This is a genomic window from Azospirillum argentinense, assembly GCF_000632475.1.
GTDB lineage: Bacteria > Pseudomonadota > Alphaproteobacteria > Azospirillales > Azospirillaceae > Azospirillum > Azospirillum baldaniorum.
This window is the reverse complement of the sequence record NZ_CP007794.1, coordinates 773,832-788,983: the sequence shown is the minus strand read 5'-3', so window position 1 is coordinate 788,983 and position 15,152 is coordinate 773,832. Positions and strand designations below refer to the sequence as shown.

General features: G+C 69.1%; 16 protein-coding genes. 12 read left to right on the top strand and 4 right to left on the bottom strand.

The window, feature by feature from the left end:
- Positions 1-113: 113 nt before the first annotated feature.
- Genes ABAZ39_RS17750 through ABAZ39_RS17740 form a run of 3 tightly spaced genes read left to right on the top strand, consistent with a single transcriptional unit; the run spans position 114 to position 2,706 of the window.
- A complete protein-coding gene (locus ABAZ39_RS17750) occupies positions 114-647 on the top strand; it encodes a MarR family winged helix-turn-helix transcriptional regulator (RefSeq protein ID WP_040134206.1) in 534 nt (177 codons plus the stop codon).
- Positions 644-2,281, top strand: coding sequence for an AMP-binding protein (locus ABAZ39_RS17745; RefSeq protein WP_040134205.1), 1,638 nt, complete (start codon positions 644-646; stop codon positions 2,279-2,281). The genes ABAZ39_RS17750 and ABAZ39_RS17745 overlap by 4 nt, the downstream gene beginning before the upstream one ends.
- Positions 2,278-2,706, top strand: coding sequence for a GtrA family protein (locus ABAZ39_RS17740; protein ID WP_247874696.1), 429 nt, complete (start codon positions 2,278-2,280; stop codon positions 2,704-2,706). Before ABAZ39_RS17745 ends, ABAZ39_RS17740 begins: the two co-directional genes overlap by 4 nt.
- On the opposite strand, the gene ABAZ39_RS17735 is transcribed toward ABAZ39_RS17740, so the two are convergent.
- Both ABAZ39_RS17735 and ABAZ39_RS17730 read right to left on the bottom strand, forming a co-directional pair.
- Positions 2,670-3,437: a class I SAM-dependent methyltransferase gene (locus ABAZ39_RS17735; RefSeq protein WP_063922698.1), complete on the bottom strand. Its 768-nt coding sequence runs from the start codon at positions 3,435-3,437 to the stop codon at positions 2,670-2,672. The genes ABAZ39_RS17740 and ABAZ39_RS17735 overlap by 37 nt on opposite strands.
- Before the next feature lie 180 nt (positions 3,438-3,617).
- Complete coding sequence (locus ABAZ39_RS17730; RefSeq protein ID WP_247874695.1) at positions 3,618-4,574, bottom strand: ChbG/HpnK family deacetylase; 957 nt, start codon at positions 4,572-4,574, stop codon at positions 3,618-3,620.
- Between ABAZ39_RS17730 and hutI the strand changes: the two genes are divergently transcribed.
- The 4 genes from hutI to hutU are packed head-to-tail and all read left to right on the top strand — an operon-like array spanning position 4,542 to position 8,188.
- A complete protein-coding gene (gene hutI, locus ABAZ39_RS17725; RefSeq protein ID WP_081863234.1) occupies positions 4,542-5,756 on the top strand; it encodes an imidazolonepropionase in 1,215 nt (404 codons plus the stop codon). The genes ABAZ39_RS17730 and hutI overlap by 33 nt on opposite strands.
- Positions 5,757-5,794: 38 nt before the next feature.
- Positions 5,795-6,031: a FitA-like ribbon-helix-helix domain-containing protein gene (locus ABAZ39_RS17720; protein ID WP_040134202.1), complete on the top strand. Its 237-nt coding sequence runs from the start codon at positions 5,795-5,797 to the stop codon at positions 6,029-6,031.
- A complete protein-coding gene (locus tag ABAZ39_RS17715; RefSeq protein WP_051658217.1) occupies positions 6,028-6,456 on the top strand; it encodes a type II toxin-antitoxin system VapC family toxin in 429 nt (142 codons plus the stop codon). The genes ABAZ39_RS17720 and ABAZ39_RS17715 overlap by 4 nt, the downstream gene beginning before the upstream one ends.
- A 43-nt stretch (positions 6,457-6,499) precedes the next feature.
- Positions 6,500-8,188, top strand: a complete 1,689-nt coding sequence (gene hutU, locus ABAZ39_RS17710) for a urocanate hydratase (protein ID WP_040134201.1) — start codon at positions 6,500-6,502, stop codon at positions 8,186-8,188.
- Here hutU and ABAZ39_RS17705 read toward each other — a convergent pair.
- Together ABAZ39_RS17705 and ABAZ39_RS17700 are read right to left on the bottom strand one after the other, a co-directional pair.
- Positions 8,166-9,122, bottom strand: coding sequence for a DMT family transporter (locus ABAZ39_RS17705; protein ID WP_051658216.1), 957 nt, complete (start codon positions 9,120-9,122; stop codon positions 8,166-8,168). The two genes, hutU and ABAZ39_RS17705, sit on opposite strands and share 23 nt — an antisense overlap.
- A gap of 29 nt (positions 9,123-9,151) precedes the next feature.
- Positions 9,152-9,949, bottom strand: coding sequence for a helix-turn-helix transcriptional regulator (locus tag ABAZ39_RS17700; protein ID WP_040134200.1), 798 nt, complete (start codon positions 9,947-9,949; stop codon positions 9,152-9,154).
- 112 nt (positions 9,950-10,061) lie between these two features.
- On the opposite strand from ABAZ39_RS17700, the gene ABAZ39_RS17695 reads away from it, so the two are divergent.
- The 5 genes from ABAZ39_RS17695 to ABAZ39_RS17675 all read left to right on the top strand — a co-directional run bounded on the left by ABAZ39_RS17695 (position 10,062) and on the right by ABAZ39_RS17675 (position 15,142).
- Complete coding sequence (locus ABAZ39_RS17695; protein WP_040134199.1) at positions 10,062-10,826, top strand: class I SAM-dependent methyltransferase; 765 nt, start codon at positions 10,062-10,064, stop codon at positions 10,824-10,826.
- 29 nt (positions 10,827-10,855) lie between these two features.
- On the top strand, positions 10,856-11,326 hold the full coding sequence (locus ABAZ39_RS17690; protein WP_040134198.1) for a GNAT family N-acetyltransferase: 471 nt from the start codon (positions 10,856-10,858) through the stop codon (positions 11,324-11,326).
- Positions 11,327-11,462: 136 nt separating this feature from the next.
- The gene (locus ABAZ39_RS17685) at positions 11,463-13,064 is read left to right on the top strand and encodes an ABC transporter substrate-binding protein (RefSeq protein ID WP_040134197.1); all 1,602 of its coding nucleotides are present in this window, start codon (positions 11,463-11,465) and stop codon (positions 13,062-13,064) included.
- Positions 13,065-13,196: 132 nt separating this feature from the next.
- Complete coding sequence (locus ABAZ39_RS17680; protein ID WP_014198674.1) at positions 13,197-14,207, top strand: ABC transporter permease subunit; 1,011 nt, start codon at positions 13,197-13,199, stop codon at positions 14,205-14,207.
- An 8-nt stretch (positions 14,208-14,215) separates the two neighbouring features.
- Positions 14,216-15,142 carry an ABC transporter permease subunit gene (locus tag ABAZ39_RS17675; RefSeq protein WP_040134196.1) on the top strand — a complete coding sequence of 309 codons (927 nt, stop codon included), beginning with the start codon at positions 14,216-14,218 and terminating at the stop codon, positions 15,140-15,142.
- The last annotated feature ends 10 nt before the right edge of the window (positions 15,143-15,152 follow it).

The following is a 15,152-nucleotide window of genomic DNA, read 5'->3' as shown; positions in this document are numbered from 1 at the left end:
AAGCATTCGTTCCTTGCATGGCTCAAAGGCCGAGCGTCCAACTACAGTAAGCCTTCGAACGAAGAGGAGGCGGCGCTGCGGCGGATGCCTCCCACCGGGAGTGGAGACAGACCGTGAAGGGACCCGCCACCGCAGCGGCCGAGACATCGGCCGAGGCGCAGGGGGACGTGTCGGTCGATGTGGAGGCTGCGGCTGACCTTGCCGCCTCCCCGGAGATGCGCCTCTGGTTGCGTCTTTCGGCGTGCGCCGTTCTGATCGGCGCCCGGTTGCGCAGCCGTTTGCGCGACGAGTTCAGCACCACCCAGCCGCGTTTCGACCTGCTGTGCCTGCTCGACCGCCAGCCGGAAGGGTTGACCATGGGCGAGTTGTCGAAGCGCATGATGGTCACCAACGGCAACGTCACCGGCATTGTAGAACGGCTGTCCGCGGACGGGCTGGTCACGCGCGCCGCGGCGTCGAACGACCGGCGCATGCAGTTCGTCCGGATCACCCCCGAAGGCAGCGCCCTGGCGCAGGCCATCGCGGCGGCGCAACGCCGTTGGCTGGCCGAGCTGATCGAGGGGATGCCCCACGGCGACGTGGTCCAGCTGATGGGGCTGTTGGGAAAGCTCAAGAACACGGTGCGTGGCGGAGGCGTCAGGGGATGATTCGGTCCGGTCATATCGACAGTTTCACGCGCGACCGGCTGCCGCCGCCGGAGCAGATGCCCGACTTTTCCTACGACCGGCCCGAACTCACCTATCCCGAGCGCCTGAACGCTGCCGCGGCCCTGCTGGACGTCTGGCGGGAGCGCGGCTGGGACGACCGCCCCTGCGTCATCGGAAACGGCGACGTGTGGAGCTATGGCCGATTCCGCGACACGGTGGACCGCATCGCGCGCCTCCTGACCGAGCGGTTCAGCATCGTTCCCGGCAACCGAGTTCTGGTGCGCGGGACCAACACGCCGATGCTCGCCGCCTGCTGGCTGGCGGTGCTGAAGGCCGGCGCGGTGGTGGTGCCGACCATGCCGCTGCTGCGCGCGACGGAGCTGGAAAGCATCCTCGAACGCGCCGCCGTCTCGCTGGCGCTGTGCGACGCGCGCTTCGCCAAGGATCTCAACGCAGCGGCGGAATCGATGGGCGGGGGGATGCCCGTCGTGACCTTCAACGGCGGCGACCTGGAAGGGCGGCTGGAGGAAACCGAAACCGGCTTCGCCGCGGTGGACACCGCCGCCGACGACGTGGCGCTGATCGCCTTCACCTCCGGCACCACGGGCAAGCCCAAGGCGACCGCGCATTTCCACCGTGACCTTCTGGCGGTGGCCGACCTGTCGCCGCAATCGCTGCTGAAAACCGGCGGCGACGACGTGTTTTGTGGAACGCCGTCGCTCGCCTTCGCCTATGGGCAGGGGGGGATGCTGCTGTTCCCGCTGCGGGTGGGGGCGTCGGTGGTGCTGCTGGACCGCGCGACGCCGGAACGGCTGTTGGAGGTGACCGCGAAGCACAAGGCGACGGTGATGTTCACCGTGCCGACCGTCTACCGCGCCATGACCGCGCGGATCGAGGAGGACCCGGCCCTGGCCGAGGGGCTGCGCACGTTGCGCGCCTGCGTCTCGGCAGGGGAACCGCTGCCCGCGACCACGCTGGAGGGCTGGCAGGCGGTGACGGGGATGGAGATCCTCGACAGCTTCGGCACCACGGAGATGCTGAACGCGGTCCTCCATTCGCCGCCCGGCGCCGTCCGGCCCGGCGCCACCGGAACGGTGGTTCCGGGATACGAGGCCCGCGTGGTCGACGACAGCCTGACCCCGCTGCCCCCCGGACAGATCGGGCGGCTGGCCGTGCGCGGGCCGACTGGCTGTATCTATCTGGACGACCCGCGCCAGGAGAATTACGTGCAGGGCGGCTGGAACCTGACCGGCGACGCCTTCCGCATGGATGAGGACGGCTATTTCTGGTATCACGCGCGGACCGACGACCTGATCGTCTCCGCCGGCTACAAGATTTCCGGCCTGGAGGTGGAGGACGTCCTGCTCGGCCACGAAGCGGTGGAGGAATGCGCGGTGATCGCGGCGCCCGACCCGCTGCGCGGTTCCATCCCCAAGGCCTTCATCGTCACCCGCGACGGCGTGCGGCCCAGCGACGATCTGGCGGAACGGCTGCAATGCTACGTCAAGGACCGGATCGCCCCCTACAAGTACCCCCGCGCGGTGGAGTTCCTGGAGCAGTTGCCGCGGACGGAAACGGGCAAGATCCAGCGCTACAAGCTGCGGCAGAGGGAATGGGTCGAGAACGAGGATTGACCGGGGAAAGACTCGCCAGGGACCGGGCGGCGCACGCGCCGCTGGTGCAGTTCCTGCTCTTCGCGGTGGTCGGCTGCGCCGCGGCGGTCGGCCATTACGGCGTGCTGATCGCCTTGTCGGAGCTGGCGGCGGCCCCGCCGGTCCTGGCCTCGGCGGCGGGATTCCTCGTCGGCGGCGTCATCAGCTATTTGCTGAACTACGGCCATGTTTTCCGCAGCGAGCAGGATCATCTGCCCACCGCCACGAAATTCGTGGCCGTCGCGGCAGTGGGGCTGTGCGTGAACAGCGCCATCATGTGGGCCCTGGCGCAGAAGCTGGGCCTGCATTACCTGCTGGCCCAGCTCACCGCCACGGCGCTGGTGATGCTGTGGAGCTTCGGCGCGAACCGCTACTGGACCTTCAAGGCCGGATCACCGGCCGCCTGAAGGGGCTGGGCGACGAAGGAATGGCGGTGCGGCGTCGGGCCGATGTTCTTCGCCAGACGATCACCCCGCAACCCGGCGGCGGACAGCCGGGCCTGCAACTCCGCCGGCGTGTAGGTGGAAAAGCCGGCCTCGCGCCGGATGCGGCGGTAGTCGGACAGGGCCATGCGCCCCAGCCCCATCAGCGCCGCCATCAGGAAGCCGTGCCGGCGCGCCATGCTGAGCTGGCTGGCGATGTCGCGCAGCATCGGCGTGTCGGGCTCCACCACGTCGGCGATCAGGATGCGCCCCCGCGTTCCGATCAGATGGCGCCAGCGGTGAAGGACGCCTTCCAGCTCCTCGCGCGGGATGTATTGCAGCACGGAGACGGCCAGCACCAGATCGACGCTGCCCGTCGGCAGGGTGGCGAGATCGTCGTCGTCGAGAATCCGGATACCCGGATGGCCGGACAGCCGGTCGCGCAGGCGTTGCCGCACCGCGGGCGCGGCGTCGTAGAGCCAGACGTTCCGGCAGCGCTTGGCCATGGCCTCCGCCGCCAGCGCGTCGCCGCAGCCGAAATCCAGGACGGTCCCCCCTTCCGGAAGATGGGCGTCGAGATCGTTCTGCAGGCAGGCGAAATGCGCCTCCAGATTGCGCTGGTTCGCGTAGATGGCGTTGGGCCGGTTCCAGAAGTCGACCCAGCCGCTGGAACCCTGGCCGCCCGATGAACCGGACGACACCCTGTTGTTCTGCATGTCCCGCATCCCTTTTTGTGGGCCGTTTCTTGCCGAGGGGATTTTGTTGTTCGTCTCTTCGCCAGGAAGAGCCCCCCGATCCGACCGTGTCGTAATGATGGTATGGGCGAACAATCGCAGCGGTCAAGAATGACCGGCGGGACTATGCCGCCGGAGGGGGCGGAGAAGCGGGAGGTTGTGTCAGGGCGCCGGGAACCCGGCGAAGCGGGCGAGCCGAATGTTCCGCTCGGCGAGCAGGGCGGCGAAGGCCGGGCTCCTCAGATAGTCGTGCTCCACCCGGCGTTGCTCCACCAGCGGGTCGGCGCGGCGCAGGGCTTCGTCCGGGATGCCGGGATGGACCATCACCAGCAGCCGCCCGGCGGGACGGTCGAGGAAGCGCGCCATCAGATCGGGGAAAGGCTGGCGTCCGGAGAAGTCGTAGACCCCGGCGAAGCGGTCGTTGGCGGGAATGCCGCGCGCCCGTGCCAGCCGCGCCAGCCCGCCGCCGAGCCCGCCGATCAGCAGCGTCTTCGGAACCGCCACGCCGCGGCGCAGGACGGCCCCCACCGGCTCCCCGCACAGGCGGACATAGGCGCCCGGCAGGGTGGCCAGAGCGTCGGCGACCGCATCGCGCACGGTGGGAAGCTGGTGGACGTGCTGGTGGCCGTCGATGTAGGCGGGCGGGCCGCCCCATGCCGCGGCGAAGGCGTCGAGCTGGCGGGCCAACTCCTCCCGGATCTCCTTGGGATCGAGGCCGCTGGTGTAGGCCAGTTTCATCAATCGCCCCAGCGGCGGCAGCTTCCCGTCCGGCGCCAGCTTGGGCAGGGAACCCAGCGGCGGCTGGTCGGTCAGGGTGAAATGCAGCCCGACGTCCGCCTTGTCGGCCAGTTCCTTCAACGGCGCCGCTCCCTCCGCCCAATAGGGGCACAGCGTCATGGCCGAGGTCGCCGTCAGGCGTCCGGCGGCGATGAGGTCGCGGATGGCCTCGTTGACGCCGGGTGCAAGGCCGTAGTCATCGGCGCAGAGCAGGACCGGATGCATGGAACGCGGGGCTGGGGTGGTGTCGGTGTCGGGCATGGCGATGTAAGGTGGGACGGACAGCGGCGGGAAGCCGGGGAGGGGATGATGGAGTGGGACAGCCTGTGGTTCAACGGTCATGCGGCCACCATGGCTCCGGGAGGCGTCCTGCGGGACGCGGTGATCGCCGTGAAGGACGGGCGGATCGCCTGGATCGGCGCCGCCAAGGACCGCCCCGCCGGTCGCGCCGCCGAGGAGCATGACCTAGGAGGGCGCTGGGTCACGCCGGGGCTGATCGACTGTCACACCCATCTGGTCTTCGGCGGCAACCGCGCCCGCGAGTTCGAGATGCGGCTGGAGGGCGCGACCTACGAGGAGATCGCGCGCGCCGGGGGCGGCATCGCCTCGACCGTCGCCGCGACCCGCGCCGCCGACGAGGAGAGCCTGATCGTCAGCGCCGCCGTGCGCCTGCAACGGCTGCTGACCGAGGGCGTGACGGTGGTGGAGGTGAAGTCCGGCTACGGTCTCGACCTCGCCACGGAGCGGCGGATGCTGCGGGCGGCGCGGGCGTTGGGTGAGCGCTTTCCCGTCACGGTGCGGACGACCGGACTGGCCGCGCACGCCCTGCCTCCGGAGTTCGCTGGGCGGGCGGACGACTACATCGCGCTGGTCTGCGAGGACATCCTGCCCACCCTGGCCGCGGAGGGGCTGCTGGATGCAGTGGATGCCTTCTGCGAGCGGATCGCCTTCTCGCCGGAGCAGACAGCCCGCGTGTTCGACACCGCGCGGCGGCTCGGCCTGCCGGTGAAGCTGCACGCCGATCAGCTCTCGGACGGCGGCGGGGCCGCGCTGGCCGCGCGCTACGACGCGCTGTCCGCCGACCATGTGGAGCACACAAACGAGGAGGGCGCGCGGGCGATGGCCGCGGCGGGGACGGTGGCGGTGCTGCTGCCCGGTGCCTTCTATATGCTGCGCGAGACCAAGCTGCCGCCCATCGAGCTGTTCCGGCGCCATGGCGTGCCGATGGCGGTCTCCACCGACTGCAACCCCGGCACATCGCCCGCCGTGTCGCTCCTGCTGATGTTGAACATGGCCTGCACCCTGTTCCGCCTGACCCCGCAGGAGGCGCTGGCCGGGGTCACCCGCAACGCCGCCCAGGCCTTGGGCATGGCCGCCACCCACGGCACGCTGGAGCTTGGCAAGGCTGCCGATCTGGCGGTGTGGGACGTCGGCGACCCGGCGGAGCTGTGCTACTGGCTGGGCGCCAACCCCTGCAGCGCGGTGGTGCGGAGCGGGCGGCTGGTGAAATCGCTCCAAGCGTAGGCTATCATCGGGACAACGCGGACGGAGGTGAGCCGGCGATGGGGGAGATCACGCTCAGGATTGAGGAAGATGTGCTCGACCGCTTGAAGATGCGGGCCAGCATCGCCGGTCGGTCCGTCGAAGAGGAAATTGGCAGGATTGTCGAAGAAGCGACGGCGGCGCCACCTGCCGACCGCAGGGCGTTGGTCGAGGAGTTTCGGCGCATCCGCGCGTTGACGCCACCCGGCGCACCCATTGATGTCGCGGCCGTGATTCGTGAGGGACGCGAGCGATGACTCTGGTGGTGGATGCCAGTGTCGCGGTGCTCTGGGGTGTCGAGGACCCAATGGCGGAAACGGCGGAGGCCCTTCTTCTGTCATCCCGGCCCTTGATCGCACCGGACTTTATCCTGATCGAGGTTGCCAACGCCGTCTGGAAGATCGCGCGACGCGGCGGCATCCAGGGAGAGCAGGCCGAAGGCATTGTGGAGCGTATTCCCCGCGCATTGACCGAGCTGGTGCCGCCAAACGTTTTGTGGTCACAGGCGCTTCGCATTGCCCGCCAACTGGATCACCCCGTGTATGACTGCGCTTATCTGGCGCTCGCCGAAGCGCGATGCGCGCCGCTCGTCACGCTGGACAAGCGTCTGCACGCCCGCACCCGCTCCACCCCTTGGGAGACGTTGACCGTCCTCCTGGGCGGCGGCACTGTTGCCGTCTGAAAACAACAAGCGTATCAAGCAAAATTCGAGAGGGACGAGTCACATGTCCGACACCAAGCCGCCGGTCAACCGCCGCGTCATCCGGGCGCCGCACGGCACCGACCTGTCCGCCAAGTCCTGGCTGACCGAGGCGCCGCTGCGCATGCTGATGAACAACCTCGACCCCGACGTTGCGGAAAACCCGGACGAGCTGGTGGTCTATGGCGGCATCGGGCGGGCGGCGCGGAACTGGGACTGCTTCGACGCCATCGTCGCGTCGCTGAAGACCCTGAACGAGGACGAGACGCTGCTGGTCCAGTCGGGCAAGCCGGTCGGCGTCTTCCGCACCCACGCCGACGCGCCGCGCGTGCTGATCGCCAACTCCAACCTCGTGCCGCACTGGGCGACCTGGGACCATTTCCGGGAGCTGGATGCCAAGGGCCTGATGATGTACGGCCAGATGACCGCCGGGTCCTGGATCTACATCGGTAGCCAGGGCATCGTGCAGGGCACCTACGAGACCTTCGTGGAGGTCGGGCGGCGGCATTACGGCGGTGACTTGAAAGGCCGCTGGATCCTGACCGGCGGGCTGGGCGGCATGGGCGGCGCGCAGCCGCTGGCCGCGACCATGGCCGGGGCGTCCATGCTGGCGGTGGAATGCTCCGCCCGCAGCATCGAGCGGCGGCTGGAGACCAAGTATCTCGACCGCTCGGCGACCAGCCTCGACGAGGCGATGGCGATCCTGTGGGAGGCCCAGGCCGCCGGCACGGCGGTGTCGGTCGGTCTGCTCGGCAACGCAGCGGAGGTGTTCCCGGAACTGGTGCGCCGTGCCAAGACCGATCCGCGCTTCCGCCCCGACGCGGTGACCGACCAGACCAGCGCCCACGACCCGCTGAACGGCTACCTGCCCGCCGGCTGGACAATGGAGGAGGCCGAGACAAAGCGCCGCAGCGACCCGGCGGCGGTGGTCGCCGCGGCCAAGGCGTCGATGGCGGTCCATGTCCGCGCCATGCTGGACTTCCACGCCATGGGCGTGCCGACGCTGGATTACGGCAACAACATCCGGCAGGTCGCCAAGGACGAGGGGGTGGCCGACGCCTTCGCCTTCCCCGGCTTCGTCCCGGCCTACATCCGGCCGCTGTTCTGCCGCGGCATCGGCCCCTTCCGCTGGGCCGCCCTGTCCGGCGACCCCGAGGACATCTACCGAACCGACGCCAAGGTGAAGGAGCTGATTCCCGACAACCCGCACCTGCACAACTGGCTGGACATGGCGCGCGAGCGCATCCGCTTCCAGGGCCTGCCGGCGCGCATCTGCTGGGTGGGTCTGGGCGACCGGGCGCGGCTCGGCCTCGCCTTCAACGAGATGGTGGCGAAGGGCGAGCTGCAGGCCCCCATCGTCATCGGCCGCGACCATCTGGACAGCGGCTCCGTCGCCAGCCCGAACCGCGAGACGGAGGGGATGATCGACGGCTCCGACGCGGTGTCCGACTGGCCGTTGCTGAACGCGCTGCTGAACTGCGCCTCGGGGGCGACCTGGGTGTCGCTGCACCATGGCGGCGGCGTCGGCATGGGCTTCAGCCAGCATTCCGGCATGGTCATCGTCGCCGACGGGACGGACGCCGCGGCCAGGCGGCTGGGGCGGGTGCTGACCAACGATCCGGGCACCGGCGTGATGCGCCACGCCGACGCCGGCTACGACATCGCCAAGGACTGCGCGAAGGAGCAGGGGCTCACGCTTCCGATGATCCGCTGACGGGTTTGCCGGGGGCGGGCTTGGCGGGGGCGGCGCGCGGCGGCAGGGTCGCCAGCGCCACCCCCGGCAGCACCAGCAGAACGCCGAGCAGGTGGAACATCTGGAACTGCTCGCCCAGCAGCGCCCAGGCCGCCACCGCCGCCCACAGCGGCATGACGTAGAGCGAGGTGCCGGCTCGCGCCGGCCCCATCAGGTTGATCGTCTTCTGGTAGGTCAGAAAGGCCAGGACCGAGGCGAACAGCGCCACCCCGGCGATGCGGACGGCGGCGTCCAGGCTCAGCGGGACGGGGCGCAGGGCCAGCGTCTCCCACGCGTAGAAGGGGGCGAGCACGACGACACCGGCCAGCGCGTTCGCCGCGAACACCGTCACCACCGGCAGCGAACTGCGGGTCTGGCGCAGCAGCACCGTGTAGACCGCCCAGGTCGCCGACCCCACCAGGATCAGCAGGTCGCCGGCGTTGAAGGACAGATGCAGCAGCGCCTGCGCGTCGCCGCGGGTCAGGATCACCAGCACGCCGGCCATCGCGACAGCGATTCCCGCGGCCTGCCGTGGCGTCACCTTTTCGCGCAGCCACAGGGCGGCGATCATCAGGATGATGACCGGGCTGGTGGCGTAGATGAGGGCGGCGTTGGTGGCGCTGGTGCGCTCCAGCCCCATGTAGACGACGGCGCCGCACACGCCCTGGGCCAGCGCGCCCAGCAGAAGAAAGCGCTTCCACGAGGCGCGCAGGGCGTGGCGGTGCTGGATCAGGCCGGGCAGGGCCAGCGGCAGGATCATCAGGAAGGCCAGCACCCAGCGCCAGAAGGCCAGCCCAACCGGCGGCACGATGGCCGCTGCGGCCCGCCCGATCACCACGTTGGAGGCGAAGAAGGCCGAGGAGAGCAGATAAAGGCTGTAGGCTATGAAGACGGCGTTGCGCGGCTGGCGGTCCATGGGGCGTCCGGGGAAGGTCGGTGGGCGTCTTACGGAGCCTGCGGCCCCAGCAGCATCACCAGCTTGTAGTCGGATCGTCCGGCGGGGCACAACGTCACTTGTTCGTAGACCAGCGTCCCGTCCTGGAGATGGGTGAAGCCGCGGGTGCCGCCCTCCCGCTCCAGAACGCCCTGGTCCTCCCACAGCCGGGCGAAGCGGGGGGAGGCGGCGCGCAGGCCGTCGACCAGGGCGGTCACCTCCGCATCCCCGGCGCGGCGGGCGGTGTCGGCACGGAACTCGGCGAGCAGCCGGCGGGCGCGGTCCTCCCAGTCGGCGATGAAGCCCCGCGCGGTGGGGTCGAGGAAGACGTAGCGCAGCAGGTTCCGCTCCGCCCCGCCCAGCCAGCCGGAGAAGAGATGCGCCGCCGCGGCGTTCCAGCCGACCGCCGTCCAGACGCGGTCGAGCAGGTAGGCCGGTGCCGCCACAACCTCCAGCGCGGCCAGCAGCGTGGCCGGGCGAGGGTCCGGTCCGTCTTTCGCGTCGGCGTCGGGATCGCGCTTGCGCGACAGCTCGAACAGATAGGCGCGTTCCGCCGCGGTCAGCCGCAGCGCCCCGGCGATGCGCGCCAGCGCCTGCGGCGAGACGGAGACCTCGCGCCCCTGTTCCAGCCAGGTGTACCAGGTCGGGCTGAGGCCGCAGAGCTGGGCGGCCTCCTCCCGCCGCAGGCCGGGCGTGCGGCGGCGGGCGGAGCCGGTCTGCGGGATGCCGGCCTCCGCCGGGGTCAGCCGCTCCCGGTGGGCGCGCAGGAAGGCGCCCAGCCGGTGCCGGGCATCGTCGTCGGAACTCATGGTGGCAGCGCTTATACCAGGATAAGCGCTTGCCTTGTACCAGTTTGCCGAACGGCCGATGCTGGGGCCTCACAACGGACACGCCCCAACAAACACGAACGGAATCGCCACCATGACCAACAGCCACCACGGCGTCGTCGCCGCGCAGTACGGCCAGCGCGCCGACGCCTATGTGACCAGCGCCGTCCACGCCTCGGGCGCCGACCTGGACCAGATCGAGGACACGCTGCGCGGCAGGAACGCCGCCCGCGTGCTGGATCTCGGCTGCGGCGGCGGCCATGTCGCCTACCGCGCCGCACCCCACGCCGCCGAGGTGGTCGCCGTGGACGTCACCGCTCCGATGCTGGAGGCGGTGGCCCGCAACGCGGCGGAGCGAGGGCTGGCCAACATCACCACCACCCAGGCCCCCGCCGAGTGCCTGCCCTTCGCGGACGGCCATTTCGACGTGGTGCTGAGCCGCTTCAGCGCCCATCACTGGCTGAACGCCGAGGCCGGCCTGCGCGAGGCGAGGCGGGTGCTCGCCCCCGGCGGGCGGGCGGTCTTCGTGGACATCGTGTCGCCAGGGCACCCGCTGCTGGACACCCATCTCCAGTCCGTGGAATTGCTGCGTGACACCTCCCACGTCCGCAACTACAGCGCCGCGGAATGGATGGCCGCCCTGTCGCGCGCCGGCTTCGCGGTGACCGGCCTGACGCCGCGCCGCCTGCGCATGGAGTTCGCCGTCTGGACCGCCCGCACCTCCACCCCGGAGCTGCGCGCCCAGGCCATCCGGGCCCTCCAGGACCTCGCCTCCGACGAGGTGCGCCGCCACTTCGACATCCTGGAGGACGGCAGCTTTCTCCTGGACAGCCTGACCATCGAAGCGGAGGCTTGCTGACCACAAGAAAAGATCGGGGAGGGGCGGCGATGGGGGACGTTCATGTGCGAAAGGCCGGGCTTTCCGATGCGGGCACGGTCACCGGCCTCGTGGCGGCGCTGCTCTCCGAACTCTCCGCCGGGCAGAACGACACGCCGCGGGCCGTCATGCTGGCCGTCGCCGAATCCCTGCTGAGCGGCGACGGCCCGTCCTGCACGGTCTTCCTGGCCGAGGACGGGGCGGGGCGTCCGCTCGGCGTCGCGACCCTGTCGGAGGGGGCCTGCATCTCCACGTTGGGTCGGTTCGGGACGATCCGGGAATTGTACGTGACGCCGGAGTCGCGCTCCGCCGGGGTGGGGCGGCGGCTGATCCGGGCCGTTCTCGACCATGGCCGCGCCCATCGCTGGACGCGGGTCGAGGTGGGCGCTCCGTCTGCCGCGGACTGGCCGGATTCCCTGCGATTCTACCAGCGCGAGGGCTTCACGGAGATCGGTCCGCGATTGAAATTCCGCTTGGCCTGACACCGGCCGTGGAGCTTGCGGGATGCCGCTTGGTTGCGTGTTGACAGACGATTCGGCCACGCGCCAAATGAACCCGCATCACCGGCCGCCAAAAGAGACCGGCGGCCATTCGACCGAACACGGGAGGTTGTTAGGAATGAAGCGCATCCTGCTGGGTGCCGGGCTCGGCGTTGCCGCCACCTTGGCGCTTGCTGCGCCGGCCCAGGCCGCCAAGACCCTCGTCTATTGCTCCGAGGGCAGCCCCGAAAACTTCAACCCGATGGTTAACACGACCGGAACGAGCTTCGACGTCTCGCTGCCCGTGTACAACAACCTCGTGCAGTTCGAGTACGGCGGCACCAAGGTGATCCCCGGCCTCGCCGAGAAGTGGGAGGTGTCGGAGGACGGGCTGACCTACACGTTCCACCTGCGCAAGGGCGTGAAGTGGCACAGCAACAACGACTTCAAGCCGACCCGCGACGCCAACGCGGACGACGTTCTGTGGTCGTTCAACCGTCAGTGGAAGAAGGATCACCCCTTCCACAAGGTGTCCGGCGGCGCCTATGACTACTTCAACGACATGGCGATGCCGGACCTGCTGAAGTCGATCGAGAAGGTCGACGACTACACGGTCAAGTTCACGCTGAACAAGGTCGAGGCGCCCTTCATCGCCAATCTGGCGATGCCCTTCGCGCCCATCCAGTCCGCCGAATACGCCGAGACCCTGCAGAAGAAGAACCAGATCGACAAGATCGATCAGGCGCCGATCGGCACCGGCCCGTTCCAGTTCGTCGCCTACCAGAAGGACGCGGTCATCCGCTACAAGGCGTTCGAGCCGTATTGGGGCGGCAAGGCGCAGCTCGACAACCTCGTCTTCGCCATCACGCCCGACGCCGCCGTCCGCTACGCCAAGCTGAAGGCCGGCGAATGCCACATCGTGCCGTACCCGAACCCGGCCGATCTGGAGGCGATGAAGAAGGACAGCGCCATCACCCTGATGGAGCAGGAAGGCCTGAACGTCGGCTATCTCGCCTTCAACGTCACCAAGAAGCCCTTCGACGACGTGCGCGTCCGCCGCGCGCTGAACATGGCCATCGACAAGAAGGCCGTGGTCGATGCGGTGTACCAGGGCGCCGGCGTCCCGGCGAAGAACCCGATCCCGCCGACCATGTGGTCGTACAACAAGGAGATCGAGGACTACCCCTACGATCCGGAGCGCGCGAAGAAGCTGCTGGCCGAGGCCGGCTTCCCGGACGGCTTCGAGACCGACCTGTGGGCCATGCCGGTGCAGCGCCCGTACAATCCCAACGCCAAGCGCATGGCCGAGATGATGCAGGCGGACCTCGCCAAGGTCGGCATCAAGGCCAAGGTCGTGCAGTACGAGTGGGGCGAGTACCGCAAGCGCCTCCAGGCCGGCGAGCACCAGATGGGCATGCTGGGCTGGACCGGCGACAACGGCGACCCCGACAACTTCCTGCACGTCCTGCTCGGCTGCGAGGCCGCGCGTCCGGGCGGGTCGAACATCGCCAAGTGGTGCTACAAGGAGTTCGACGACCTCGTCGTCCAGGCCAAGCGCACCACCGACATCGCCGCCCGCACCAAGCTGTACGAGCAGGCACAGGTCATCTTCAAGGAAGAGGCCCCGTGGCTGACCGTCGCGCACTCGGTCGTGCATATGGCGCTGAGCAAGAATGTGGTCGATTACAAGATGGACCCGTTTGGCATCCATCGCTTCTACGGCGTCGATTTGAAACAATAAACTCAGCGTAGCAAGCGGCTTTACAAAGCGGTGGCCGGGGCATTAAACTCCCGGCTTCCCTTTGCGGATGCAGAGGTAAAAAAGGGGGCCGCGGCCCCCTTGCTTTCGTTTCGAGCCCCCGGTGACGATCCGATGCTACGCTTCATCCTGACGCGGGTGAGCCTGGTGATTCCGACCTTTCTCGGCGTCACCTTCCTGACCTTCCTTCTGATCCGCCTTGTGCCCGGCGACCCCATCGAGGTGCGCGTCGGTGAGCGCGGGATCCCGCCCGAACGGCTTCTCGAACTGCGGCACGAGCTGGGGCTGGACCGCCCGCTGTGGCATCAGTTCCTCGACTACATCGGCGGGGTGCTTCAGGGCGATCTCGGTGTGTCGCTGGTGACGCGCAATTCGGTGTTCAGTGAATTCGTGACGCTGTTCCCGGCGACGCTGGAACTGGCGGCGCTCGCCATGCTGTTCGCCACGGTGGTCGGCCTGCCCGCGGGAATCATCGCGGCGGTCCGGCGCGGCTCGATCTTCGACCATGGCGTGATGGGCATCAGCCTGACCGGCTATTCCATGCCGATTTTCTGGTGGGGTCTGCTGCTGATCCTGTTCTTCTCGGTGGGGCTGGGCTGGACGCCGGTGTCCGGGCGGCTCGACCTGCTCTATTACGTGGAGCCGGTGACCGGCTTCATGCTGATCGACACGCTGATGGCCGGCGAATACGGCGCCTTCTGGTCGGCGCTGCACCACCTCATCCTGCCGATGATCGTTCTCGGCACCGTTCCGCTGGCCGTCGTGGCGCGCATGACGCGCTCCGCCATGCTGGAGGTGCTGGGCGAGGACTACATCCGCACCGCGAAGGCCAAGGGGCTGGCGGGCAAGCGGGTGATCGGCCTGCACGCCCTGCGCAACGCGCTGATCCCCGTGGTCACCGTGATCGGTCTTCAGGTGGGCACGCTGCTCGGCGGCGCGATCCTGACCGAAACCATCTTCTCCTGGCCCGGCGTGGGCAAGTGGCTGATCGAGAGCATCAACCGCCGCGACTATCCGGCGCTCCAGGGCGGGGTGCTGCTGATCGCAACGACGGTGATGACCGTGAACCTGCTGGTGGACGTTCTCTACGGCGTCCTGAACCCCCGCATCCGCCATTCGCGGTGAGGTGAGCCATGACGACTCCTACGACGACGGGCGTTCCGGAGACCCTTCCGGCCGCTTCTCCGCCGGTTTCCCAGCCGCCGCACCCGCTGGTCGAGTTCTGGTACCATTTCCGGCAGAACAAGGGGGCCATGGCCGGCCTCGCCGTGATCCTGCTGATCGCCCTGGTGGCGGTGTTCGCCGAGCTGGTGGCGCCGCACGACCCCAACATCCAGTACCGCGACGCCATCCTGGTGCCGCCGGTCTGGCAGGAGGGCGGGCGCTGGGCCTTCCTCCTCGGCACCGACGACATCGGGCGCGACATGCTGTCGCGGCTGATCTTCGGCGCGCGGCTGTCGATGATGATCGGCCTGATCGTCGTCACGCTGTCGCTGGCGGTCGGGCTGGCGCTGGGCATGGTTGCCGGATTCTTCGGCGGCGTCACCGACGCGCTTGTCATGCGCTTCATGGACATCCTGCTGTCGCTGCCCAGCCTGCTGCTGGCCGTGGTGGTGGCGGCGATCCTCGGGCCGGGGCTGGTCAACGCCATGCTGGCCGTGTCCATCGTGGTCATCCCGCACTACGCCCGCCTGACCCGCGCCGCGGTGATGGCGGAGACCAACAAGGACTACGTCGTCGCCTCCCGCGTGGCGGGGGCCGGGCCGCTGCGGCTGATGCTGGTGGTGATCCTGCCGAACTGCGTGGCGCCGCTGATCGTCCAGGCGACGCTGGGCTTCTCCACGGCGATCCTCGACGCTGCGGCGCTGGGCTTCCTCGGCCTCGGCGCGCAGCCGCCGACGCCGGAGTGGGGCACCATGCTGGCCTCGTCCCTCCAGTTCCTCCAGCGCGCCCCCTGGGTCGTCACCTGGCCCGGCGTGGCCATCCTGGTGACGGTGCTGGCCTTCAACCTGCTGGGCGACGGGCTGCGCGACGCGCTCGATCCCAAGCTGAAACGCTGAACCCTTCTAT

Bases quoted from the DNA above. Each gene is read 5' to 3' on its own strand.
- ABAZ39_RS17745 (WP_040134205.1), top strand. From the start codon at position 644: ATGATTCGGTCCGGTCATATCGACAGTTTCACGCGCGACCGGCTGCCG.
- ABAZ39_RS17735 (WP_063922698.1), bottom strand. From the start codon at position 3,437: ATGCAGAACAACAGGGTGTCGTCCGGTTCATCGGGCGGCCAGGGTTCC.
- hutI (WP_081863234.1), top strand. From the start codon at position 4,542: ATGGAGTGGGACAGCCTGTGGTTCAACGGTCATGCGGCCACCATGGCT.
- ABAZ39_RS17730 (WP_247874695.1), bottom strand. From the start codon at position 4,574: ATGACCGTTGAACCACAGGCTGTCCCACTCCATCATCCCCTCCCCGGC.
- ABAZ39_RS17720 (WP_040134202.1), top strand. From the start codon at position 5,795: ATGGGGGAGATCACGCTCAGGATTGAGGAAGATGTGCTCGACCGCTTG.
- ABAZ39_RS17715 (WP_051658217.1), top strand. From the start codon at position 6,028: ATGACTCTGGTGGTGGATGCCAGTGTCGCGGTGCTCTGGGGTGTCGAG.
- hutU (WP_040134201.1), top strand. From the start codon at position 6,500: ATGTCCGACACCAAGCCGCCGGTCAACCGCCGCGTCATCCGGGCGCCG.
- ABAZ39_RS17705 (WP_051658216.1), bottom strand. From the start codon at position 9,122: ATGGACCGCCAGCCGCGCAACGCCGTCTTCATAGCCTACAGCCTTTAT.
- ABAZ39_RS17700 (WP_040134200.1), bottom strand. From the start codon at position 9,949: ATGAGTTCCGACGACGATGCCCGGCACCGGCTGGGCGCCTTCCTGCGC.
- ABAZ39_RS17695 (WP_040134199.1), top strand. From the start codon at position 10,062: ATGACCAACAGCCACCACGGCGTCGTCGCCGCGCAGTACGGCCAGCGC.
- ABAZ39_RS17690 (WP_040134198.1), top strand. From the start codon at position 10,856: ATGGGGGACGTTCATGTGCGAAAGGCCGGGCTTTCCGATGCGGGCACG.
- ABAZ39_RS17685 (WP_040134197.1), top strand. From the start codon at position 11,463: ATGAAGCGCATCCTGCTGGGTGCCGGGCTCGGCGTTGCCGCCACCTTG.
- ABAZ39_RS17680 (WP_014198674.1), top strand. From the start codon at position 13,197: ATGCTACGCTTCATCCTGACGCGGGTGAGCCTGGTGATTCCGACCTTT.
- ABAZ39_RS17675 (WP_040134196.1), top strand. From the start codon at position 14,216: ATGACGACTCCTACGACGACGGGCGTTCCGGAGACCCTTCCGGCCGCT.